This window comes from Staphylococcus caprae (assembly GCF_002902725.1).
GTDB lineage: Bacteria > Bacillota > Bacilli > Staphylococcales > Staphylococcaceae > Staphylococcus > Staphylococcus caprae.
The window spans coordinates 44,675-67,141 of sequence record NZ_PPRT01000043.1 but is presented as its reverse complement, the minus strand read 5'-3'; the positions used below and the strand labels follow the sequence as shown (position 1 = coordinate 67,141).

Here is a 22,467-nt window from a genome sequence, read left to right as displayed (position 1 = left end):
CGGAGCAGCGATATATGAGATATTAGACCTATCCATATATGCAATAACGCCAATGAAGAAGAACCCTATTGCGAAATACCAACGTACTAGACTGCGTTTTTCTTTCATATTTGTTTCCTACTTCCTTTAATATTATGTTGTTTCTATTTAAGATGTCGTTAAGTTTCAGAAATTTCCTATGATGTCTGTTGAAACTTCCCTTTTTAGAACAACTTTAGTAAGTTGTAGCGCTACAATTTTTTATAATATAGCATGTTGTGAAAACGATTACAATAGTTTGAACGAAATTTCTTGAAAAAATGTATATTTTTCGTATATTTCACCACTCGTTTTTGAGTTTGGTTAAATTGATCGTCTTGTATGATTTCATGAAGTTCAAAACTATAATTTTACAGAAAATGAATCGTTTAAAATATAAAGTGTATTATTAAATATTCACTATGAGTAAGTGTTTTGCAAATTTATACATTATCAATTCTTTTTATTTTCTTTCAATAGCATTTGATGTATATAGATAAAAATAGTAATATATACATTAAGAAAAACGGTTACATATCTTTGATAAAATTTTATATCAATCCACTGGAAGTGCCTTTGTTTAAGGCTGAGAGTAAAGAATAGACTTTATAATTCCTAGAACCTGATCCAGTTCATACTGGCGTAGGGAAGTGGCGATGCGAAAGTTTTAGGATTTATATACATAATCTAAGCGCTATTTCCCAATTCAGGGAGATAGCGTTTTTTTATTTGTGGATTTGGGGTGATACACATATTTATTGCAGTTACTTACGATAAAGTCCTTACTGCTCAAGATTTAGAACATTACTTAGATATTGCGGAAGGTATTGATGGATTATTATTTCGAACATCAATGCACAAAAAAGAATTAAAGCAATCGATGATTCACTTAATGAATCAAGGGTTCGCTAAAGACAAAATCATTGTTCATAGCGATATTGCTTTATTGGAAGATTTAAATCTCAAACGCATTCATTTTAAGGAAAATGATGAAACAGCATTTTCATACAAAAAGGCACATCCTGACATCCAAGTGAGCATGTCGACCCATAATGCCAAAAGTGTACGTCAATTTATTGATAGAGGGTTGGATTATGTATTCTTCGGTCATATCTTCCCTACGACGTCGCATCCAAATGAATTACCACGGACAAATGACGAAATTGAAGAGGTGTTGAATCTCCCTATTCCTATCTATGCCATAGGAGGTATTTCTCAACAGACAATTGCTCAGGTATCACAAAGGTTCGCGGGAATTTGTGCCATTTCATTTTTCATGAATGCATCACTCGAGGACATAAAAGAATTAAAAAGGAAGTGGTTGAAACATGCATGATGTACTTATTATAGGTTCAGGTGTCATCGGCATGTCGATAGCAAGACAATTAAGTGCAACGCAATACGATGTAGCTATTGTAGATAGAGATGTCCCAGGTAAACATGCGTCATATAAAGCTGGTGGGATGTTAGGTGCGCAAAATGAATTCACCGAAGAAAGTGATTTATTCAAACTAGCGATTGAATCACGAGGAATGTTCCCACTTCTTAGTGAATCATTAATGAATGAAACAGGTATTGATATTCAGTTTCAAGATTCAGGTTTAATTAAAATTGCGCATAGTAAAGAAGATGTTGAATCCTTGCAACGTCAATACAACTTTTTAAAGCAAAACGACCCTAGTGTTAAACAATTATCACCTGAAGACCTCATGCACTTAACGAATGGAAACGTGAAGCCCTCATATGCGGCGATTCATATTCCACATGATGGCCAAATCAACGCTAACGCTTACACCAAAGCATTACTAGAGTCACTCAACATGAGACGCATCTCGCGCTATCATCACACTGAGGTGCAATCTATTGAAAGAAATAATGGTTATTACTCAGTTTATACTGACCAACAACCCCTTATTGAAGCACGTAAAGTTATTGTTGCGGGTGGCGCTTGGTCCTCTCAACTTCTTAAAAATTACAATCTTCATAGAAAAGTGATTGGCGTGAAAGGTGAAGTTCTGTTATTGGAAAATGACGAGCTCAATCTTTCAGAAACATTATTTATGACGAATGGTTGTTACATCGTTCCAAAGCAACCTAATCGATTCTTAATTGGTGCAACAAGTGAGTTCAATAACTATTCGGTTGGTACTACTAAGAAAGGTTTAAACTGGTTATTCAATCACGCATGCGAACGCATTCCAGAACTTAAACATAGTCGTATTCTTAAGGAATGGTCAGGCGTTCGTCCATATACAGACAATGAAGTGCCTATGATGGATCAAATTGATGATGGCTTATTTGTGATCACTGGACACTATCGTAACGGCATCTTATTGTCACCTATTATTGGTCGAGATATCGCAAATTGGTTAATTTCAGGTATCAAACCACCTCATTATTCAAGTTTTAGCGTATCAAGGAGGAATAGCTATGAAGTGTATCATTAATGGCGACACGTTCAGTTTCGACCATGAATTATCAATACATGATGTGCTCACATCACTCGAGTTAGATCCAACACGCGTCATCGTTGAATTTAATAAAGAGTTAATCAAACAAGATGCATACCATGAACATATAGTCAGAGAAGATGACCGATTAGAATTATTAGAAATCGTTGGAGGCGGATAATATGTTTAAAATTGGAAATTTAGAATTACACTCTCGTTTATTATTAGGTACTGGTAAATTTGAAAATGAAGACATTCAATCAAAAGCGATTGAAGCATCAGAAACAAATGTGTTAACCTTCGCAGTTCGACGCATGAATCTATATGACCGTAACTTACCTAACCCACTTGTCAATGTTAACCTAAAAGATTTTATTACATTTCCAAATACAGCTGGGGCTAAAACAGCTGAAGAAGCAATTAGAATCGCAGAAATTGCAAATCACGCTGGGGTTTGCGACATGATTAAAGTAGAAGTAATTGGAGATGACGAAACACTACTTCCTGATCCTTTTGAAACGTATGAAGCATGTAAAGTACTCTTAGACAAAGGCTATATCGTATGCCCATATATATCAAACGACCTCGTCCTAGCAAAACGTTTAGAAGCACTCGGTGTACATGCAGTGATGCCACTTGCCTCACCTATTGGTACAGGACGTGGCATTAATAACCCACTCAATCTAAGCTATATTATTGAAAATGCAAACGTACCAGTGATTGTAGACGCAGGCATTGGGTCTCCTAAAGATGCTTGTCATGCGATGGAGTTAGGCGCTGATGGAATTCTTCTTAATACAGCAATCTCTGCTGCAAAGGATCCAGTCAAAATGGCTGAAGCAATGAAGCTTGGCATCAATGCTGGAAGATTGTCTTACGAAGCTGGTCGAATTCCAGTGAAATATACAGCACAAGCTTCAAGCCCTACTGAAGGATTAGGATTCTTATAATGTCACGTTATGATCGACAAACACGCTTTCAACCGTTTGGCGAAGACGGACAAACAAAATTATCTAACGCTCACATCCTAGTCTTTGGTGCTGGAGCGTTAGGCACTCATATTATCAATCAACTTGCACGTATGGGTGCCAACCATATTGCCATTATTGATATGGATATCGTAGAGATTTCAAATTTACATCGTCAGACACTTTATGATGAAGAAGATGCGTATCACCTCACTTCTAAAGTCCAAGCTGTGAAAGAAAAAATAAATAAAATTAATTCAAATATTGTTATATCTACTTACGATGTTGAGGTAAATTCATCAAATATTGAAGATATTATAAATGAAGTGCAACCTGACATGATTATCGATGGTATGGATAACTTTAAAGTTCGCTTTTTAATTAATGAAGTGTGTCATAAGTATCAAATTCCGTGGGTCTACGGTGCAGCTGTAGGTAGTAAAGGAACGATTTATGGTATTGATCATCAAGGCCCTTGTTTGAAATGTCTCATGCAAACGATGCCTGAAACAGGAGAAAGTTGCGCTATCAATGGTGTACTTCCTCCTATTATTTCAATCGTAGCGAGTTATGAAGTCGCTGAAGCAATTCGCTATCTTGCTGGAAAAGGCTTTTCCAAACAATTAATTACAGTTGATGCGTTTGATATAAACTATAAGGCGATGAACATAGATATTCTGAAAAATAAAGACTGCCCGGTGTGTGAAAATCAAGAATATGACCTACTCAACTTGAAAAAGGATAATCAAATCGAATCTATGTGTGGCCAAACGTTTCTATTTAGATTACCGAAACACGCTTTCGACTATGCTAATCATTTCCCAGGAAATGTTATTAAATCAACTTCATTCGCGAAACTCATCCAATACGAAAATTACGAATTTACGTTATTTAAAGATGGCCGTATGAATGCTTACGGCATCCAAAGTGATGAAGAAGCACAAGGTATTTATCATACATTATTAAAATCAATACGTTAGTTTCATTAGAATTTGATGTATCTTCGTTATTAATTTTAAGCATTTACTGTTAATATTGGTTATAATAAACAAACGATGCTCGACCATTGCTTGATTTAAAGGAGAAACAAATTTTACATGGAACATATTATTACAGATTTTATTAGTAAATGGGGCTATATGGCAATATTTATTTTAATCTTATTAGAGAACGTTTTACCTGTTGTTCCTTCTGAGATTATCTTAACGTTTGCTGGATTATTGTCCGTGAAGTCGCATTTATCTATTTGGACGTTATTAATTATCGCTACGATTGCTTCGTTTATCGGTCTATTGATTTTATATTATATTTGTCGCTTAATATCTGAAGAAAGATTATATCGCTTTGTTGATCGCCACGGAAAATGGATGAAATTAAAAAGTAAAGATTTAAAGCGTGCGAACGACTGGTTTAAAAAATATGGTGCATGGGCCGTGTTCCTATGTCGTTTCGTTCCAGTATTACGTGTACTGATCACTATTCCAGCCGGTATCAACCGCATGAATGTGGTACAATTTACTATTCTTTCATTACTCGGTACGACCATTTGGAACTTCGCACTCATCTTACTTGGACGAGTATTAAGTGATAGCTTCAGTGCACTAATGAATGGCATTCACACATATTCACGTATTATGTATGTCATCATTATTATCGCAATTATCTATTTCGTCATACGTTACTTCATGAAGCGTCGCAAAAACGTTAAATAAAACTCAAGCTGAGTATGCCATTACTATTTTAATCGGTTCGCTCAGCTTTTTTAGTATGAATTTAAATTCTTAGGACGCATTCATTGAAAAAGTAGCGTATTTTAAAGATAATTTATGTAAGCGCATTATTAAATGCATAAGTGGTGGAAATATTAAATAGAGGTGACTAAGCATGACTCCTATTACTGAAAGTGAAATGAAACAAAAATATTTAGATTTACTCTCTCAAAAGTTTGATAGTGCTGAGAAATTAGCGACGGAAATCATTAATTTAGAATCCATTTTAGAATTACCAAAAGGAACCGAACATTTTGTCAGCGACCTTCATGGTGAATATGAATCTTTCCAACACGTTTTACGTAATGGTTCAGGAAACGTGAGAGCCAAAATTAATGACATCTTCGAAGATAAATTATCTCAACAAGAAATTAATGACTTAGCAGCCTTAGTATATTATCCAGAAGAAAAATTAAAATTAGTAAAAAACAATTTTGATTCAATTGGTAAACTAAATGTATGGTATATCACAACAATCGAACTTCTCATTGAATTAATTACATATTGTTCATCTAAATATACTCGTTCGAAATTACGTAAGGCCTTACCAGAACAATTCGTATATATTATTGAAGAATTACTTTATAAAAGTAACGAATTCCACAATAAGAAGCCTTATTATGAGACACTCGTTAACCAAATTATTGAATTAGAGCAATCAGACGACCTCATTATCGGATTATCATATACGGTTCAACGTCTTGTCGTCGACCATCTTCATGTTGTTGGCGATATTTACGATCGTGGTCCTAAGCCAGATAAGATTATGGACACACTTATTAACTATCACTCAGTCGATATTCAGTGGGGCAACCACGATGTACTATGGATAGGCGCTTATGCTGGTTCTAAAGTATGTCTAGCTAATCTTCTTCGTATCTGTGCACGTTATGATAACTTAGATATTATTGAAGATGCTTATGGCATTAACTTACGTCCTCTACTTACTTTGGCTGAAAAGTATTACGACGCTGAGAACTCTGCTTTTAAACCTAAGAAACGTCCTGATAAAGAAGCAAGCTTAACGAAACGTGAGAAAAGCCAAATCACTAAGATTCATCAAGCGATTGCCATGATTCAATTCAAGCTTGAAATGCCTATTATTAAGCGTCGTCCTTCTTTCGAAATGGAAGAACGTTTAGTATTAGAAAAAATTGATTATGATAAAAATGAAATTACAGTTTACGGTAAAACATACCCTCTTAAGGACACATGTTTCCAAACTGTAGATCCTAATGACCCTGCAAAACTTTTACCAGAGGAAGAGGAAGTAGTCGATAAGTTACTCCTTTCTTTCCAACAATCTGAGAAATTGAGACGTCATATGTCATTCTTAATGCGTGAAGGTAAACTATACCTTCCATATAACGGAAATCTACTGATTCATGGTTGTATTCCAGTTGATGAAAATGGAGAGATGGAAGCTTTCGAAATCGAGGGTGAAGAATTAAGTGGTCGTGAATTATTAGATGTCTTTGAATATCATGTGCGTAAGGCTTTTGATCATAAAGATATCACAGACGATATTTCTACTGATTTAGTGTGGTATTTATGGACAGGTAAATACTCTTCCCTCTTTGGTAAGCGTGCAATGACAACGTTTGAACGTTACTTTATTGAAGATAAAGCGTCTCATAAAGAGGAAAAGAATCCTTATTATCATTTACGTGAAGATGTTGATATGATTCGTAAGATGCTTAAAGACTTTGGCTTGAATCCTGATGAAGGTCGCATTATTAATGGGCATACGCCTGTGAAAGAAATCGATGGCGAAGATCCTATCAAAGCTGATGGTAAGATGTTAGTCATTGATGGTGGTTTCTCTAAAGCCTATCAATCTACAACTGGTATTGCTGGTTATACATTGCTATATAATTCTTTCGGAATGCAATTGGTGGCACATCAGGAATTTAATACTAAGGAAAAGGTCTTGTCAGACGGTACTGATGAATTATCAGTGAAACGTGTGGTAGACGAAGAACTTCAACGTAAGAAAATCAGAGACACCAATGTCGGTAAAGAATTACAAGACCAAATTGATATCTTAAAAATATTAATGCACGACAGATACTTGAAATAAGAAATACTTTGCGTTTTAGCGCTTAGTATTTCTTATGCAATGGGCAAAGTTCATTGTAATCCTTCTAAATGTTAAAAAGGTCATCACACTTTCTGTGGATACACTTCACAGAAAGCAGATGACCTTTTTTATATTCATATTTAATAACGTTTACGCATGATAAGCATTTCTTAAGATGCCGTATACACCTGTATCATGTTGCGGTAATTCTCTACTACTACGTTTAAACGTCACTTCTTTATCATCATTAATATAATAAATTAACATGTCATTGTCAGTCAGCTCATGATATTCTTCTGCTGGCACTTCCACGATATTATGCTGCGTAATATAGTTATTAAACCATCGTGGGCTATGATTTTCATCAAATAAAATATGATTACGAATCGGTCCACTCAAGTTATTTCTCGCCTGCTCATCATTGAAAGAAACAGGCATCATATCTACATTACTCAAACCAAACTCCGGTACCAGTTCATTAAATGCCAAACTATTGAAAATGAACGACTGCGTCATCAAGATACATTTGTTATAGCGAAGTAAGTCAGAGTAAATACGATCATTACTTGATAATAAATTACCTTTAAAGACTTCAAACCCCGCTTCATGTGCTTTTTCAGAAGTATTTTCAAATAGATTAAACATCATGACAGGAATTCCATGATCTCTTAAATTCACTCCTAAATGGAATGAAAACTCACTTTCACCCACAATGATAACACCCGGTGGTTCATTACTCGCAACACCAAATAATTTACTTAGCGGTGTAAAGCTAAATCCGTAAATCACCACAGTAATAAAGACCAATCCGAACGTTACTGGCGTTATATACTTCGCCATGTCTACTTTATCGTCCATAAATAAACTTGAGAAGAATTGCGCTACGGTAAGAACCACAATCCCTCTTGGCGCCATCATTGCGACAATGGCACGTTCTTTTTTAGAAATTTCAGTTCTAAACGTTGAAAATAGTACTGAAATCGGTCTAACTAATACAATCATGACTAAACAGAAAATAATTAATTGCCATGATAATACGTTTAATAATACATCTTTTGAAAGTGAAGATGTAATTAAAATAAAGACTGTACTGACTAAAATCGATGACGCATTATCGATAAAATGGTCAGATTCTTTGAAAATTAAATCATGACGTTTCTTACGCGCCATATTTAATCCAAAGATTGTTACTGCTAATAGACCCGATTCAGAAAGTATTTCATCACAAATACTAAATGTTAATAGAATAAATATGAGTTGAATCGGAGGCATCAAACTTTGTGGAATCATATCGCGACGGATAAACCAGTTGAATAAGTATGATGCGCCAAAGCCGATTACGACGACGGCTATCATTTTCAGAACAAAGAGTAGAATAACGACGAAACTAATACCTTGTTCGAGAATTTGAAAGACATAAAACGCCGTTAACGCAAGCATTGGACCGATTGGGTCTAGGATGATACTCTCCCATCGTAATATGGAATCGACATTCTTCTTCACTTTCGCCTGCTTGAGTAAAGGTTGAATCACGGTTGGACCTGTAATTAAAAAGAGTCCCCCCATCACAAATGATACGGATAATGGGAAATTGAGAATGGTATGTAACGCAATAGCGCCTAATATCCATGCGATAATTGCACCAACTGTAATGATTCGAATGACTGCTTTGGAGATGCCCTTCAGTTCCCTAAAGTCCAAATTACTACTACCTTCGAATAGTATAATTGCGACGGCTAAAGAAACAATCGGACTAAACACGTCTGAACCAAGCGCTTCCTTAGGATTAGTCAATCCCAGAATTGGACCGACTAACAATCCAACAATTGCCATAACTACAATGGAAGGCCATTTAATTCTGTCAGCTAACCATTGACTGAAAATCCCTAATGCTAAGAATAAAACAATCGTTAGCATAATGGGTAAATTCAATGACATACAAACACCTTCTTATATTTTTACTTGTATTCTATATTCAATATTGCCTAATACTATCAAAAATGGTGGACTCATGCATTACCATTTGCTTAAAACTTTTGTAAATTTATATCTTTAATTCAACAGTACAAAATTAAACTTAACATAATTTAAAATTTCAAACGAGTGATACACATCAATTATACATGAAACACAAATAACCGTACGTCACATTTAGACAATCGTACATATGTGATGAACTTTACTGTTTATTTTTTTATCTTTATCATCTACAATAGATGAATGTGATTTTTAAACTTTTTAAAAGAAAAGAATACATATAGAATATATCAATTTTGAAGGGATATGCATGTTTAATGAATACTGTTAAAGAATCCATCATCGTGGCATTTGCATTTGTCGGCGTGGTGGTTGGAGCAGGATTTGCGACAGGACAAGAAATATTTCAATTTTTTACAAGTCATGGCGTTTATAGTATTACTGGAATATTGATTACTGGTCTGATTGTGACTTTAGGCGGAATATTTGTTTTAAACACTGGCTACCGTCTTAAATCTCAGCATCATTCTGAATCCATCCGCTATTATTTACACCCAGTCATTGCAAAACTATTCGATATCATACTGACTGTGTTTTTATTTTCACTCGCTATCATTATGACTGCAGGTGGTGCTTCAACAATAAATGAAAGTTTTGGTATACCATTCTGGTTAAGTTCTCTCATCCTCGTCGTGCTCATTTTGCTTACTCTATTTTTACAATTTGATCGACTTATTGCAGTACTTGGAGGCGTCACGCCATTCCTAGTTGCAATTGTAGTCATGATTGCGATGTATTATTTTATTACAGGACACGTGGATTTTACTGCGGCAAATGAGTACTCCAATCATAATAAATCTATTTCACCCGGTTGGTGGTTCGATGCGATTAACTACGCCAGCTTACAAATTGCTGCTGCGTTTAGCTTTTTAACAGTGATGGGTGGCAAATTAAAGTTCCAGAAGTCGACGATTTATGGCGGTCTGATTGGCGGTATCATCATTACGTTCTTATTATTAATGATCAATTTAGGTCTAGTCACTGAATTTAATAAAATTAAACATGTAGCATTACCATCGCTACTCTTAGCGAAGCAAATCTCACCTTCAATTGGCACAATTATGTCTGTCATTATGGTATTAGTGATTTACAATACGGTTGTCGGCCTGATGTACGCATTTGCTTCTCGTTTTAGCCAACCATTTACGAAACGTTATTATAGTTTAATCATTGTGATGTCTATCATTACGTTCATATGCACATTTATCGGATTTATCTCATTGATTGGTAAAGTTTTCCCTATTATGGGGTTATTCGGTTTTATCTTACTTATCCCAGTGATTTATAAAGGTATTCTTAGAAAATAAATTTAAGGGAGTGAGACAGAAATATAATTTATCAAAATTATTTTCGTTGTCTCTCTCCCAACTTGCATTGTTTGTAGAATTTCTTTTTAAGAAATTCTCTATGTTGGGGCCCCGCCGGCAAGGATGGCTAGGATTGAAAGAAGCTTGATATAAGCGCACTTTCAATTCAGACATCTACTGCCAATATATTAAAGAAGGTTGAGACAATTGATTATGTCCCAACCTCTTTTTTATTTTCAAAATTAGGATAATCAATTTCGGGAATATAAATGATGGAGGTGTCACAAATGACAAATCAATTATTTATTAACAATGAATTTATCGAAAGTAAATCAACTGAAACGATGGATGTCATTAATCCTGCTACAGGAGAAAAATTTGATACAATTACGTTCGCGACTGAAGAAGAAGTCAATGAAGCGATTGAAAAATCTAAACACGCACAACTCGAATGGGAACGTGTCCCTCAACCAACTCGTGCTGAACACGTTAAATTACTTATTCCTCTATTAGAACAAAACCGTGATGAAATTGCACAATTATATGTGAAAGAACAAGGAAAAACACTCGCCGAAGCTTATGGAGAAATTGATAAATCAATTACATTTATCGACTATATGACAAGTTTAAGTATGAGTAACAAAGGCGAAGTGTTACAAAATAGTGTAGAGAATGAAATCATTCAATTAACTAAGAAACCAATTGGTGTCACAGCAGGGATTGTGCCTTGGAATGCACCGATTATGGTCTTGATGCGTAAAGTTATTCCAGCTATCGTGACTGGCTGTTCCGTCGTTATTAAACCTAGTGAAGAAACTACATTATTAACATTACGTTTAGCTGAGCTCTTCCGTGCTTCAACGATTCCGGCTGGTTTGATTCAAATTATTCCAGGTACTGGCGAAACAGTTGGCACTCAACTCGCAACTCATAAGGATATCCAACTTATTTCATTAACGGGTAGTATGCGCGCAGGTAAATCCGTCTATGAGCATGCAGCACAAACAGTTAAGAAATTAAATCTAGAATTAGGTGGTAATGCTCCTGTACTCGTCACACCACATGCTGATTTAGACAAAGCTGTTGACTATATCGTTACTGCTCGTATTAATAATGCAGGTCAAGTGTGTACTTGTCCAGAACGTATCTTTGTTCATAAAGATGTCCATGATGTATTTGTAGAAAAGGTAAAAGACAAAATGGGTCAACTGACTGTCGGAGATCCTTTAGATGAAAATACAGATTATGGCGCAATCATTAACCAAAAACAACTGGATAGTATTCATGAAAAAGTAGAATCTGCTATGAATAATGGCGCAACATTAGTCATGGGTGGTCATCAATTAGACCGTGCTGGTTTCTTCTATGAACCAACGATCCTAGATCATGTAAATACTGAAGATAGCGTATTTAAAGAGGAAATATTTGGTCCTGTATTAGCAATTGCCACTTATGAAGACTTTGACCAAGTCATTGAAGATGCTAATGATACAAATGCTGGTTTATCTTCATACATCTTCTCTGAAAACTTACAAGAAGTGATGACCGCTTCAGAGCGTTTAAAATTCGGGGAAGTTTACGCAAATTGTGAAGCAGAAGAAGTTGTTAACGGCTATCATGCTGGTTGGCGTGAATCAGGTTTAGGTGGTGCAGACGGCATCCATGGTTTCGAAGAATATTACAACACTACCGTGAGCTACTTGCGCTATAAATAAATATTAAAGCAGAAACGTATGATTGGTCCCTCATTTTAAATTAAATTTGAGGGGCTATTTTATTTGGGAAAATTATAATTTACCACTTATGTTTATCTTTCCTCTTGTTGATTGATAAATAAAAAAGCATTACACATTGAACTTCGATTTGAAGTATATGTGTAATGCTAGGTATTTTTAATGATTTAATGCTTTTTCTAGAGATTGGATATCTTTTTTCATTAATGATTGATAAGTGATGGCGTCATCATTTTGTTCTTTTTTCGTGAGTACTGCTAAATTATGAAAGCTTAAAGGTTGGGTATCAGTTTCCTTTTTAATCACATCTGTAATTTTAGAAGTGATGTTCTGTTCATATAGTACATATGGAGATTTTGACTTTTTAATCTCCTTCACAATGCTTAATATCTTCTTCTGACTCGGTTCCTCGTCATTCATTCCATTCACACCTTCTTGTTTAAAATGATATCGATGTGCGAGATAACCTAATGAGTCATGTGAAATGATTACTTTATCACGTTTCGGATTTTTAGTGATCCTTTTCATTTTATTATCAATATCTTTGATTTCTTTATCTAACTTTTTGTAGTTTTCTTCATAATAAGACTTATGTTTAGGGTCTTTTTGAATTAATTTATCTTTGATTTCCTTTGCAAATACGCGGTCTAGTACAGGATCTAACCATATATGAGGATCATTACTTGATTCATGATGGTGTTGATGTCCCCAATCCTCATCATGATCATCAGAGTGAATCAAGTCTTTTTGTTTCAAACCATTTGCAAGAGCTAATTTCATGTTTTTATTTTCCATAGATTGGGTGATTTTCGCAGAAACTGGGTCTAAGTCATCATTTGAATAAATAAACAAATCGCTTTTAGCAATATTAATCATATCTTTTTGCGTTGGTTCATAAGAATGTAAATCTGCACCTGGAGGATAGATAGATTCAACATCTACGTACTTCCCGCCAATTTGTTGAGTAAAACTTTGAAACGCAAACACAGTTGTGTATATTTTCATTTTATTTTGACTACTAATATTGTCTTTTTTATGATTCATACTTTTACTACATCCACTCAGTATTAATATAATGGATAAAGTAATCCAGATGATTGCCTTTCTTTTCAAAATGAGACCCCCATAAAGCGTAATTATTTCGTTTATCACTATATCGGTTACTTATCAAAAAAGCAATAGCTAACGATATATTAATCATGTGGCGTATTCAAAATGTTTCAAAAATCATGAAAAGTGATATTTATATGTATATACATTTTTAAAGGAGTGAACGTAAATGGCTGAAGAAATCAAACAAGGCGATCATAAATTTTATGTTGGGGAAGATGAAAATAACCCACAAGCAGTTATCACTTTCAAAGAAGTAGATAACAACGAAATTGATATTGATCATACAGGTGTATCAGATGAATTAGGTGGACAAGGTTTAGGTAAAAAATTAGTCAATCGCGTGGTTGAATATGCACGTGACAACAACTTAAAAATCATTGCATCTTGCCCATTCGCTAAAGACGTTTTAGAAAAAGATGACCATGCACAAGATGTGTATTTAGGTTAATAAAAGTAACAAATAAATAGTAATTCAATTTCCAAGAAGTGTATTCACCTTCTTGGAATTTTTTTAGATATTAAAGCTTGCGTATTAAATGTTTTAATAGTATATTAATTATACTAGATATAAATATTAAACAATGGTGACTTTTCATCATAGGAGGTAAGACGAAATGACTTCATTCCATTCTACTGAAGCAACTCAAGTTACAAATATTACTTTAAACGTTAAAGATTTAAATAAAATGACTGAATTTTACTCTACTGTGCTAGGATTTACAATTAAAGCACAACATGCGCAACAAACTATATTGAATGTAGGTGCTAATGGGCACACCCTTACTCTTCAAGAATTACATGACGGCCGCCAACCTGGCTTTAGAGAAGCAGGTTTATTCCATATTGCTTTTCTTTTACCTACACGTAGAGACTTGGCAAATTTCTTATATCACGCAATTCAATTAAATATTGCCGTGGGTGGCGGTGATCACCTTGTAAGCGAAGCTTTATACTTTGCTGATCCAGAAGGAAATGGAATTGAAGTTTATCAAGATCGGCCTACTGATGAATGGCAATGGCGTGATGGTTTCGTGAAGATGGATACGCTAGAAGTTGATGCTAACGATTTAATTGAACAACGTTCGACTGATGGATGGCAAGGATGGCCAAAAGATGGAAAAATCGGTCACTTACATCTTAAAACACATAATTTAGGACAAGCACGTGCATTTTATATCGATGAACTAGGATTAGAACATATTTCTAACTTCCCACAGGCGCTCTTTATGTCTACACAAAAATATCATCACCATATTGCAGCCAATACTTGGCAGTCCAATCATAAAAGAGAAGCGAACGAAAGCACTTATGGTTTAACACATATTGACATATATAAACCAAATTCAGAAGAAACACATGTTACTTCACCCGAAGGATTTGATATTACTATCCATAGTGATACAAACGTGGTTCCTGAATAGATTTTTTATAATTATGTATAAATAAAACTGCCTACAAAGTTCAATCTTTGCAGACAGTATAAAAAGAGGGCATTACGCCCTCTTTTTTATTTGAAGTTTTCATCTTAATTAATACATACCATTGGGTTGGTCACTTGTATCGATGAAGATATTTTTAACTTGTTGATAGTTTTTAATAGCATCTTTATATACTTCTCGACCGATACCAGATTTTTTATAACCGCCGAATGGTGCACCTGCTGGGATTTGATTGTAAGTGTTAATCCAGATACGTCCTGTTCTCATTGCTTTAGAAACATTTAACGCACGGTTGATATTTGTAGTAAAGATACCACCTGCTAGACCGTATTCTGAATCATTTGCGATATCAATTGCTTGTTGTTCATCATCGAATTTTTCAACAACTAATACTGGACCGAAAATTTCTTCTTGAGCAAGTTTATGTCCATTATCTTTTAATTCAATGATTGTAGGTTCAAAATAATAACCTTTATCTAGTCCATTATCAGTAATTCGATGACCGCCAGTGAGGATATTCGCTTTATCATCTTCTTCAGCAATTTTTACATAACTTTGAATTTTTTCTAATTGGTCTGGACCAGTTTGAGCACTCATTTTCACATCTTCATCAAATGGATCGCCCACTTTGATATTTTCGAATGCTTCTTTTAATTTAGGTAATAATTTATCATATATTGAAGATTGTACGAGTAATCTTGAACCGGCACTACATACTTCACCTTGGTTAAATAGAATACCTAATTGTACGCCTTCAACTACTTGATCTAAGTTTGCATCATCAAATATGATGTTCGCACTTTTACCACCAAGCTCTAATGTTGTAGGTACAATGCGCTCAGCTCCAGCTTTAGCTACGCCATAACCTACATCTGTTGAACCTGTGAATGATAATTTATCTACACCTTCATGGTTAAAGATTGCGTCACCTGATTCAGATCCTTTACCAGTTAATACGTTAACTACACCTTTAGGTAGTACTTCTTGGAAGATTTTTGCAAGTTCAATTAAAGATAAAGGTGTAGAAGATGATGGTTGAATAACAACTGTATTTCCTGCAGCTAGTGCTGGACCTAATTTCCAAGATGCTAATAAGATTGGGAAGTTCCATGCTACAACTGCACCTACCACACCAACTGGTTCATTGACTACTAAACTCATTGTGTTTTCATCAATTTCATTAACTGTGCCTTCATCAGTAGTTAATACACTTGCGAAATATTTAAATTGTTCAGCTGCTTGAGGCACATCAATAGTAGAAGTTTCACGGTAAGGTTTACCATTTTGTAATGATTCTACTGTTGCTAAGTGTTCAGCTTTTTCATGAATGCGACGACCAATTTCTGATAAATAGTCTGCGCGTTCTGCTTTAGAAATTTTACTCCAACTGTCAAACGCATCATGCGCAGCTTGAACTGCTTTATCTACGTCTTCTTTACCTGCGCGAGCAACTTTAGCTAAATCTTCACCATTCGCAGGATTTGTTACTGTGATTGTTTCACCACTACCACTTGCTTGGAATTCGTTATTTATAAACAAGCCATAATTTTCATCGATATAATATCTAACGTTAATATTTGCCATTTTAATCCATCCTTTATAGTGATAATTAATTTATTGAAACTATCTTTCGTAAATTTTGAATCTATGAAAAATGTAAACGTTTACTTTTCGTATTTTTAATTCTAACCTCTTTTAATCTATTTTCAAAATGATGTGTTTATACTATTTCTAAAAGAAGTCACATATGTGATATACCCACTTAGCAATGTGTTATTCACTACACAAAATTTTTATATTTTATTGAAAAAGAAAAATAGATTCTAGAAGTTTGAGTTCTAGAATCTAAAGATAAATATAGCATTTTATTCTATCCAACTAATGACATCATCTTTACTTTGACGGACTTTACCGTGCGCGGGCTCTTCAGCTCTATAGCCAAAACCAACCATGACTGAAATACCAAAATGTTCAGTATCAAGAATTCCTTCTTCTGATAAAATTTCAGTAACTTTATCTAAATCAAATCCTTCCATTGGGCATGAATCTACACCTAATAGCGCCGCTGTAGTCATCATATTTCCTAAAGCGATGTATGTTTGTTTACTTGCCCAATCATATAATGTACGCTCATTGTCATTAATATGGAAGTTTGTTTGGAAGTTATCAAATTTTTCCTCTACTGCTGGAATGGTACTTTCTTCATATTCTTTAACGCCTCGGATAAGATTTTGAACATAATCTGAGTGAGATGTTACATTTTTACGTGCAAAAATTAATACAAAGTGACTTGCGGTATCTAATTGCTTTTGAGCACCCCAACTATAAGGCTTTAATTTATCTCTCAATGTTTCACTTTGAACTACTACAAAATGCCAAGGTTCTAAACCTAAAGAACTTGGTGACAATCTACCTGATTCCAATATTGTTTCAAAGTCTTCATCGCTAACCTTTTTAGATGGATCAAATTGTTTCGTTGCATGTCTAAATTCAAACGCATCAATAATCTTTTGATTCATACTACTCATTTAAATGTTCATCCTCCTACTAATCGATTCTTTTCATAAAGAAAGTATAAATGACTTTTATACACAACAAAAGTAATTGATTTCTTTCTTAAAAAGTGACACGTTTATCATTAATGTGAATATTTTCACATTTTTCTTTCTCGACAATATGTTCTTTCTTGATTTGTGAAAACTTTCACAATATAATAGGTTTGTAAGTTTTAGTCTTACTTAATTATTTTTTATCTAGATAACTTATTGTTATTATTGTTTTTTTATTTTTTTTAGAAATGGGGGTATTTTTAATGACAAGAATTATGTTTTTCGGTACACGCGAATATGAGAAAGAAATGGCATTAAATTGGGGTGAAAAAAATAATATTGAAGTGACAACTTCTACTGACCTTTTAAGTAAAGATACTGTAGATCAACTTAAAGACTACGACGGTGTCACTACAATGCAATTTGGTAAATTGGAAGATGAAGTTTACCCTAAATTAGAAGCTTACGGCATCAAACAAATCGCTCAACGTACTGCAGGATTTGATATGTATGATTTAGATCTTGCTAAAAAACATGGTATTGTTATTTCTAACATTCCTAGTTATTCACCTGAGACAATCGCCGAATATTCAGTTTCTATTGCTTTACAACTTGTGCGTAAATTCCCAGCTATTGAAAGACGCGTACAAGATCATAACTTCACTTGGGCTGCACCTATAATGTCTAAACCTGTTAAAAATATGACCGTTGCGATTATTGGTACAGGTCGTATTGGAGCTGCAACTGGTAAAATCTATGCAGGTTTCGGTGCAAAAGTTGTTGGCTACGATGCATATCCAAATGATTCTCTAGATTTCTTAGAGTATAAGGATTCAGTTGAAGAAGCGATTAAAGATGCAGATATTATCTCACTTCACGTTCCTGCTAATAAAGAAAGCTTCCATCTATTTGATAAAGAAATGTTTGCGAAAGTTAAGAAAGGTGCTGTGCTAGTCAATGCTGCTCGTGGCGCTGTTATTAACACACCTGACCTTATCGAAGCTGTGAACAATGGTACTTTATATGGTGCTGCCATCGATACTTATGAAAATGAAGCCGACTACTTCACATTCGATTGGACAAATAAAACAATTGAAGACCAAACATTGTTAGAACTCATTAGACATGAAAACATTTTAATGACACCTCACATCGCGTTCTTCTCAGACGAAGCAGTACAAAACTTAGTTGAAGGTGGCTTGAACGCAGCATTATCTGTGATTCAAACAGGCACTTGTGATACACGTTTAAATTAATATATTAAAAAAGGTGAGATATAGCATTAATATCGCTGTCTCACCTTTTCATATTCTTATAAATGCTTTAACACTTTTTCTTCAATCGTAGTTAAAACGCCTTGTTCATCATTTGATGGCGCTACACTATTCGCAATTTCAAAAAGTGAGGCATCACTACTATTGGCCATTACGTAACTATGTTTGGCTAGTTCTAACATGTCTTTATCATTATTTGCATCACCAAATGCCATTAATTCATCTGATGACATTTCCCACTCATTAAGTAATCGTGTTAATGCTTGTCCTTTTGTCATATTTGGCATAATCACGTCTATACTGTCATGACCACTAGATACAAGTTGAATGGTATCTTTAAAAGTCTCGTTCAATGCTTCATCAACATGAGGATGCGTTCTACGATTAATATTAAATGCTATCTTCACATAATCATCTTGAGGTAATTCTTGCAATGAATCAATTTCTTCCAACTGATGATAATAAAAATAAGCGTCTTCTTTAAACGTGTCGGAAGTGTTCTTTAAAATATATGCACTTTTTATACCACATACAATTAACTCTTTCATGTTTTGATCAATATTTAGATAATCGACCACATTTTGAAATTCTTTACGATTAAAGCTACGGTAATTATATAATTGATTCCCTTTATAAATGACTGCTCCATTTTCAGAAATAAAAAACATATCTCTAACACCAAAGATTGACTTTAACTTAGCATATTGATTGCCGCTAGCCGCTATAAATTGAATATGGTTCTCCCTTAATTTCTTAAAGATACGCTCAAAGCGTGTTTCATCAAATTGCTTGTTTGAATCTAAAAATGTGCCGTCCATATCAACTGCAATTGCACTTATCATATTTCTTGCATCCCCTTTATGTGAACAACTTTATCCTCATTATATCTTTGAGATTAAGAGTAATGAAGTTCATGGCAAGACACTGAAACTATATTCAACTTTTGAAAGACATTTCATATCATAAAAAAACAAACACGTGTGTGAGTCAGACATGTCATTTAGTCAAATGATTTTCGTTGCGCCACGCCCAACTTGCATGGTTTGCAGAATTTCATAAAAAGCTGAGATACCAAATGATATCCCAGCCTCGTACGTATCGTTCAACATTAATTTACTTGTGTTGCTACAAATATTTTACGTTTTTCCCAAACACCTGTTTGTTCATTATAATCATCGCAAGTGATTAGTGTTAATTGATTCTTCTTACCTTTATGTTCATCTAATACTTTCACTTCTGTAGGATCGACATCATGAATTTTCGTCATTTTATACTTTCTAACTTCGTTACCTACTTTGAAATATACTTTACTCCCTTTCTTAGCAGCCTTTAAATTTGTAAATTGATAATGCGGGCGGTCAGTAAATGTATGACCAGCGATTGCAATGTTTTGTTGATCAAGTGATTCATCGCCTTCTGCAAAGCTTACACCTCTATTGAGTTGCTCAGGCGTGGCGGGTCCTGGATATACAGGTTCTTTAATTTCAGCGTCTGGCACTTCAATGTAACCTGCCATTTTAGATTTATCTTTTGGAATTGTAGGCTTTTTATGTTTTGTTGAGACATCCTTTTTTTCATCTTTATCATATTGTTCGATTTTATTATTATTATCTTTATCATGGAAATAATTATCAATATGTGGCTTTGCGAACAAATAAATTGCTAGGATGATTAACAATATGCCTATGAACGTCATTAAATGACTCGTCCATTTTTTCATTTCAGTAACTCCTTTAAATTATATTTCTCAATGAATAAATATGATTTTAAATTTAGTATAGCATTATTTTTCAACACCAACATGAGTGACTTAGTTTAACTTGCTGATAAACATTTTCTTTTTAAACATAATGTAATAGAACTTAACAAGTTATTGATTACTCATGTAAATTGGTTTTTAATGAAAAGAAATATGAAAAGAGGGATGTAAATGATACGATTTGCTAGAAAAGAGGATTTACCTGATATTTTAAATATTTATAATGATGCAATCATTAATACTACTGCTATATACACTTATGATCCTAAAGAATTAGAAGAACGAGTACAGTGGTTTGAAGCGAAGGCAATGGCCGATGAGCCCATATGGGTCTATGTTAAGGATAACCATATTGTAGGATATGCAACATATGGTTCCTTTAGAGATTGGCCTGCGTACCTTTATTCGATTGAACATTCTATATATGTAGATCCCAAATATCGTGGTCAAGGTATCGCTTCACAATTATTAACCACACTCATTCAACACGCTAAAGACAACAATTATCGCACGATTGTAGCTGGTATTGATGCTTCAAATGAAGGAAGTATTCAATTACACAAGAAATTTAATTTCACTCACGCTGGAACAATCACGAATGTAGGTTACAAATTTGAAAGATGGTTAGATTTAGCATTTTATCAGCTAGATTTATACAAATAAAAAGAATGAAGTTGAGCTATAATAAACTACTTAGTTCAACTTCATTCTTTATTTCTATTCTCAATAACAAAACGAATATAGTAGAACATAAATACAAGAATCATACTTAGCGATAACGATTTAAATAATAAGTTGACCCATGTTCCCTCCGTAGTTCCCAAATAAGTTATCGTCATGTTAATGATGAATGCAATAAAGATAAGAAACAATCTTAGCATTGCATCAGCCCCTTTTAAGTTATTTTAGATTGGGGCCCTTGTTTTGTAAAGAAGCGTTTACTGAATTTATTCATTCGCGATTTATAAAGGAGTGCGAGGGACTTATCCTTGTTGATACTAAAAAAGCACTTAAGCTTTGCTTTTCCAAACAAAACCTAAATGCTTTAAATTTCAATTTATCATTTATTTATTATTCACCATATTGTCAGCTTCACCGAAAATCTTACGTTTAATTTCTTCGCCAGTTGGTGTACCTGCTAAGCCACCTAAACCAGTTTCACGAAGAGATGCTGGCAAGTTACGGCCAACTCTGTCCATTGCACCAATTACTTCGTCCACTGGAATACGACTTTCTACACCAGCTAATGCAAGGTCTGCTGAAATTAATGCGTTACCTGAACCAATTGCGTTTCTCATTACGCAAGGAATTTCAACTAATCCTGCTACTGGGTCACAAACTAAACCTAATAGGTTACTTATTGCAAGTGCCATCGCATGACCAGATTGTTCTGGTGTACCTTTGAAGATAGCCACTGAAGCTGCAGCTGCCATTGCTGATGCAGAACCTACTTCTGCTTGGCAACCACCTGTTGCACCTGCAACACTTGCATTATTCGCTACAACACGTCCAAATAATGCTGAAGTGAAAAGGAAGTCTACCATTTGATCTTCTGTTAAATCGTGTGTTTTTTCTAGTTTGAAAAGTACGCCGGGAATAGTTCCCGATGAACCAGCTGTAGGTGTAGCACAGATAATACCCATTGCTGCGTTAACTTCATTAGTAGCAACAGCGCCTTTCACAGCCTCAATCATTTCTCGGCCAGATAGCGCATGATTCTTTTCATTGTAGTCACGAAGTTTAGCTGCATCGTGTCCTGTATAACCTGTAACACTTTCTACACCTTCACCTGTTGTTCCTTTTTCAACAGCGTCACGCATAACTTCAAGATTTTGTTTCATGCGTTCACGTACTTCATCGCGTGATATGCCTTCTCTTTCCATTTCTTCGTTGATCATAATATCAGCGAATGTAATGTTATTTTCAACCGAATAATCTATTGTCTCTCTAATTGAATCAAACATTTTAATC

The 22,467-nt window shown here is 34.5% G+C and carries 22 protein-coding genes and 1 riboswitch; of the genes, 13 read left to right on the top strand and 9 right to left on the bottom strand.

Going from position 1 to position 22,467, the window contains the following annotated elements:
- Positions 1-108, bottom strand: a 108-nt coding sequence (locus tag CD155_RS13320) for an MFS transporter (protein ID WP_142382854.1), incomplete at its 3' end; no start/stop codon positions are given.
- Positions 109-574: 466 nt separating this feature from the next.
- A riboswitch (TPP riboswitch) is annotated at positions 575-684 on the top strand.
- 79 nt (positions 685-763) lie between these two features.
- Here CD155_RS13320 and CD155_RS09380 point away from each other — a divergent pair.
- From CD155_RS09380 to CD155_RS09350, 7 genes are all read left to right on the top strand, one after another.
- Positions 764-1,354 (top strand): thiamine phosphate synthase, encoded by a 591-nt coding sequence (locus tag CD155_RS09380; protein ID WP_103213193.1) that lies wholly within the window; start codon positions 764-766, stop codon positions 1,352-1,354.
- Entirely contained in the window at positions 1,347-2,465 is a 1,119-nt protein-coding gene (gene thiO, locus CD155_RS09375; protein ID WP_103213165.1) for a glycine oxidase ThiO, read from the top strand. Before CD155_RS09380 ends, thiO begins: the two co-directional genes overlap by 8 nt.
- A complete protein-coding gene (thiS, locus tag CD155_RS09370) occupies positions 2,449-2,649 on the top strand; it encodes a sulfur carrier protein ThiS (RefSeq protein ID WP_103213164.1) in 201 nt (66 codons plus the stop codon). Before thiO ends, thiS begins: the two co-directional genes overlap by 17 nt.
- A gap of 1 nt (position 2,650) precedes the next feature.
- On the top strand, positions 2,651-3,418 hold the full coding sequence (locus CD155_RS09365) for a thiazole synthase (protein ID WP_103213163.1): 768 nt from the start codon (positions 2,651-2,653) through the stop codon (positions 3,416-3,418).
- Positions 3,418-4,416 carry a ThiF family adenylyltransferase gene (locus CD155_RS09360; protein ID WP_103213162.1) on the top strand — a complete coding sequence of 333 codons (999 nt, stop codon included), beginning with the start codon at positions 3,418-3,420 and terminating at the stop codon, positions 4,414-4,416. The genes CD155_RS09365 and CD155_RS09360 overlap by 1 nt, the downstream gene beginning before the upstream one ends.
- Before the next feature lie 117 nt (positions 4,417-4,533).
- Positions 4,534-5,148, top strand: a complete 615-nt coding sequence (gene uptA / locus CD155_RS09355; RefSeq protein WP_103213161.1) for an undecaprenyl phosphate transporter UptA — start codon at positions 4,534-4,536, stop codon at positions 5,146-5,148.
- A 172-nt stretch (positions 5,149-5,320) separates the two neighbouring features.
- Positions 5,321-7,285 carry a fructose-1,6-bisphosphatase gene (locus CD155_RS09350; RefSeq protein WP_103213160.1) on the top strand — a complete coding sequence of 655 codons (1,965 nt, stop codon included), beginning with the start codon at positions 5,321-5,323 and terminating at the stop codon, positions 7,283-7,285.
- Positions 7,286-7,435: 150 nt separating this feature from the next.
- Here CD155_RS09350 and CD155_RS09345 read toward each other — a convergent pair whose 3' ends face one another.
- Positions 7,436-9,223, bottom strand: coding sequence for a cation:proton antiporter (locus CD155_RS09345; RefSeq protein WP_103213159.1), 1,788 nt, complete (start codon positions 9,221-9,223; stop codon positions 7,436-7,438).
- Between the two features lie 356 nt (positions 9,224-9,579).
- Between CD155_RS09345 and CD155_RS09340 the strand changes: the two genes are divergently transcribed.
- Both CD155_RS09340 and aldA read left to right on the top strand, forming a co-directional pair.
- Positions 9,580-10,629: a YkvI family membrane protein gene (locus tag CD155_RS09340; protein ID WP_103213158.1), complete on the top strand. Its 1,050-nt coding sequence runs from the start codon at positions 9,580-9,582 to the stop codon at positions 10,627-10,629.
- Between the two features lie 287 nt (positions 10,630-10,916).
- Entirely contained in the window at positions 10,917-12,344 is a 1,428-nt protein-coding gene (gene aldA, locus CD155_RS09335; protein WP_172605805.1) for an aldehyde dehydrogenase, read from the top strand.
- Between the two features lie 177 nt (positions 12,345-12,521).
- Here aldA and CD155_RS09330 read toward each other — a convergent pair whose 3' ends face one another.
- Entirely contained in the window at positions 12,522-13,475 is a 954-nt protein-coding gene (locus CD155_RS09330) for a metal ABC transporter solute-binding protein, Zn/Mn family (protein ID WP_103213156.1), read from the bottom strand.
- A gap of 166 nt (positions 13,476-13,641) precedes the next feature.
- Here CD155_RS09330 and CD155_RS09325 point away from each other — a divergent pair, with 166 nt between their 5' ends.
- Both CD155_RS09325 and CD155_RS09320 read left to right on the top strand, forming a co-directional pair.
- Entirely contained in the window at positions 13,642-13,923 is a 282-nt protein-coding gene (locus CD155_RS09325) for a GNAT family N-acetyltransferase (protein WP_044466775.1), read from the top strand.
- 166 nt (positions 13,924-14,089) lie between these two features.
- Positions 14,090-14,896, top strand: coding sequence for a VOC family protein (locus tag CD155_RS09320; protein WP_103213155.1), 807 nt, complete (start codon positions 14,090-14,092; stop codon positions 14,894-14,896).
- Between the two features lie 108 nt (positions 14,897-15,004).
- Here the strand turns inward: CD155_RS09320 and CD155_RS09315 are convergent, their stop codons facing one another.
- Both CD155_RS09315 and CD155_RS09310 read right to left on the bottom strand, forming a co-directional pair.
- Complete coding sequence (locus CD155_RS09315; protein WP_103213154.1) at positions 15,005-16,498, bottom strand: aldehyde dehydrogenase family protein; 1,494 nt, start codon at positions 16,496-16,498, stop codon at positions 15,005-15,007.
- 281 nt (positions 16,499-16,779) lie between these two features.
- Entirely contained in the window at positions 16,780-17,442 is a 663-nt protein-coding gene (locus CD155_RS09310) for an NAD(P)H-dependent oxidoreductase (RefSeq protein ID WP_070830167.1), read from the bottom strand.
- A gap of 284 nt (positions 17,443-17,726) precedes the next feature.
- Between CD155_RS09310 and CD155_RS09305 the strand changes: the two genes are divergently transcribed.
- Positions 17,727-18,719, top strand: coding sequence for a D-lactate dehydrogenase (locus CD155_RS09305; RefSeq protein WP_103213153.1), 993 nt, complete (start codon positions 17,727-17,729; stop codon positions 18,717-18,719).
- 56 nt (positions 18,720-18,775) lie between these two features.
- On the opposite strand, the gene CD155_RS09300 is transcribed toward CD155_RS09305, so the two are convergent.
- Both CD155_RS09300 and srtA read right to left on the bottom strand, forming a co-directional pair.
- Entirely contained in the window at positions 18,776-19,579 is an 804-nt protein-coding gene (locus CD155_RS09300) for a Cof-type HAD-IIB family hydrolase (RefSeq protein ID WP_103213152.1), read from the bottom strand.
- 266 nt (positions 19,580-19,845) lie between these two features.
- Positions 19,846-20,457 carry a class A sortase SrtA gene (gene srtA / locus CD155_RS09295; protein WP_002444277.1) on the bottom strand — a complete coding sequence of 204 codons (612 nt, stop codon included), beginning with the start codon at positions 20,455-20,457 and terminating at the stop codon, positions 19,846-19,848.
- Positions 20,458-20,667: 210 nt separating this feature from the next.
- On the opposite strand from srtA, the gene CD155_RS09290 reads away from it, so the two are divergent.
- Complete coding sequence (locus tag CD155_RS09290) at positions 20,668-21,159, top strand: GNAT family N-acetyltransferase (RefSeq protein ID WP_002444278.1); 492 nt, start codon at positions 20,668-20,670, stop codon at positions 21,157-21,159.
- Positions 21,160-21,200: 41 nt separating this feature from the next.
- Here CD155_RS09290 and CD155_RS09285 read toward each other — a convergent pair whose 3' ends face one another.
- Together CD155_RS09285 and sdaAA are read right to left on the bottom strand one after the other, a co-directional pair.
- Complete coding sequence (locus CD155_RS09285) at positions 21,201-21,377, bottom strand: hypothetical protein (RefSeq protein ID WP_103213151.1); 177 nt, start codon at positions 21,375-21,377, stop codon at positions 21,201-21,203.
- Positions 21,378-21,560: 183 nt separating this feature from the next.
- On the bottom strand, positions 21,561-22,460 hold the full coding sequence (gene sdaAA, locus CD155_RS09280; protein WP_002444283.1) for an L-serine ammonia-lyase, iron-sulfur-dependent, subunit alpha: 900 nt from the start codon (positions 22,458-22,460) through the stop codon (positions 21,561-21,563).
- Between the last annotated feature and the right edge of the window lie 7 nt (positions 22,461-22,467).

What these genes read in the sequence shown, in the direction of transcription:
- sdaAA (WP_002444283.1), bottom strand. Translation starts at nt 22,460, where the DNA reads ATGTTTGATTCAATTAGAGAGACAATAGATTATTCGGTTGAAAATAAC.
- CD155_RS09315 (WP_103213154.1), bottom strand. Translation starts at nt 16,498, where the DNA reads ATGGCAAATATTAACGTTAGATATTATATCGATGAAAATTATGGCTTG.
- CD155_RS09320 (WP_103213155.1), top strand. Translation starts at nt 14,090, where the DNA reads ATGACTTCATTCCATTCTACTGAAGCAACTCAAGTTACAAATATTACT.
- CD155_RS09290 (WP_002444278.1), top strand. Translation starts at nt 20,668, where the DNA reads ATGATACGATTTGCTAGAAAAGAGGATTTACCTGATATTTTAAATATT.
- CD155_RS09360 (WP_103213162.1), top strand. Translation starts at nt 3,418, where the DNA reads ATGTCACGTTATGATCGACAAACACGCTTTCAACCGTTTGGCGAAGAC.
- srtA (WP_002444277.1), bottom strand. Translation starts at nt 20,457, where the DNA reads ATGAAAAAATGGACGAGTCATTTAATGACGTTCATAGGCATATTGTTA.
- uptA (WP_103213161.1), top strand. Translation starts at nt 4,534, where the DNA reads ATGGAACATATTATTACAGATTTTATTAGTAAATGGGGCTATATGGCA.
- aldA (WP_172605805.1), top strand. Translation starts at nt 10,917, where the DNA reads ATGACAAATCAATTATTTATTAACAATGAATTTATCGAAAGTAAATCA.
- CD155_RS09345 (WP_103213159.1), bottom strand. Translation starts at nt 9,223, where the DNA reads ATGTCATTGAATTTACCCATTATGCTAACGATTGTTTTATTCTTAGCA.
- CD155_RS09350 (WP_103213160.1), top strand. Translation starts at nt 5,321, where the DNA reads ATGACTCCTATTACTGAAAGTGAAATGAAACAAAAATATTTAGATTTA.
- thiO (WP_103213165.1), top strand. Translation starts at nt 1,347, where the DNA reads ATGCATGATGTACTTATTATAGGTTCAGGTGTCATCGGCATGTCGATA.
- CD155_RS09340 (WP_103213158.1), top strand. Translation starts at nt 9,580, where the DNA reads ATGAATACTGTTAAAGAATCCATCATCGTGGCATTTGCATTTGTCGGC.
- CD155_RS09365 (WP_103213163.1), top strand. Translation starts at nt 2,651, where the DNA reads ATGTTTAAAATTGGAAATTTAGAATTACACTCTCGTTTATTATTAGGT.
- thiS (WP_103213164.1), top strand. Translation starts at nt 2,449, where the DNA reads ATGAAGTGTATCATTAATGGCGACACGTTCAGTTTCGACCATGAATTA.
- CD155_RS09325 (WP_044466775.1), top strand. Translation starts at nt 13,642, where the DNA reads ATGGCTGAAGAAATCAAACAAGGCGATCATAAATTTTATGTTGGGGAA.
- CD155_RS09305 (WP_103213153.1), top strand. Translation starts at nt 17,727, where the DNA reads ATGACAAGAATTATGTTTTTCGGTACACGCGAATATGAGAAAGAAATG.
- CD155_RS09285 (WP_103213151.1), bottom strand. Translation starts at nt 21,377, where the DNA reads ATGCTAAGATTGTTTCTTATCTTTATTGCATTCATCATTAACATGACG.
- CD155_RS09300 (WP_103213152.1), bottom strand. Translation starts at nt 19,579, where the DNA reads ATGATAAGTGCAATTGCAGTTGATATGGACGGCACATTTTTAGATTCA.
- CD155_RS09310 (WP_070830167.1), bottom strand. Translation starts at nt 17,442, where the DNA reads ATGAGTAGTATGAATCAAAAGATTATTGATGCGTTTGAATTTAGACAT.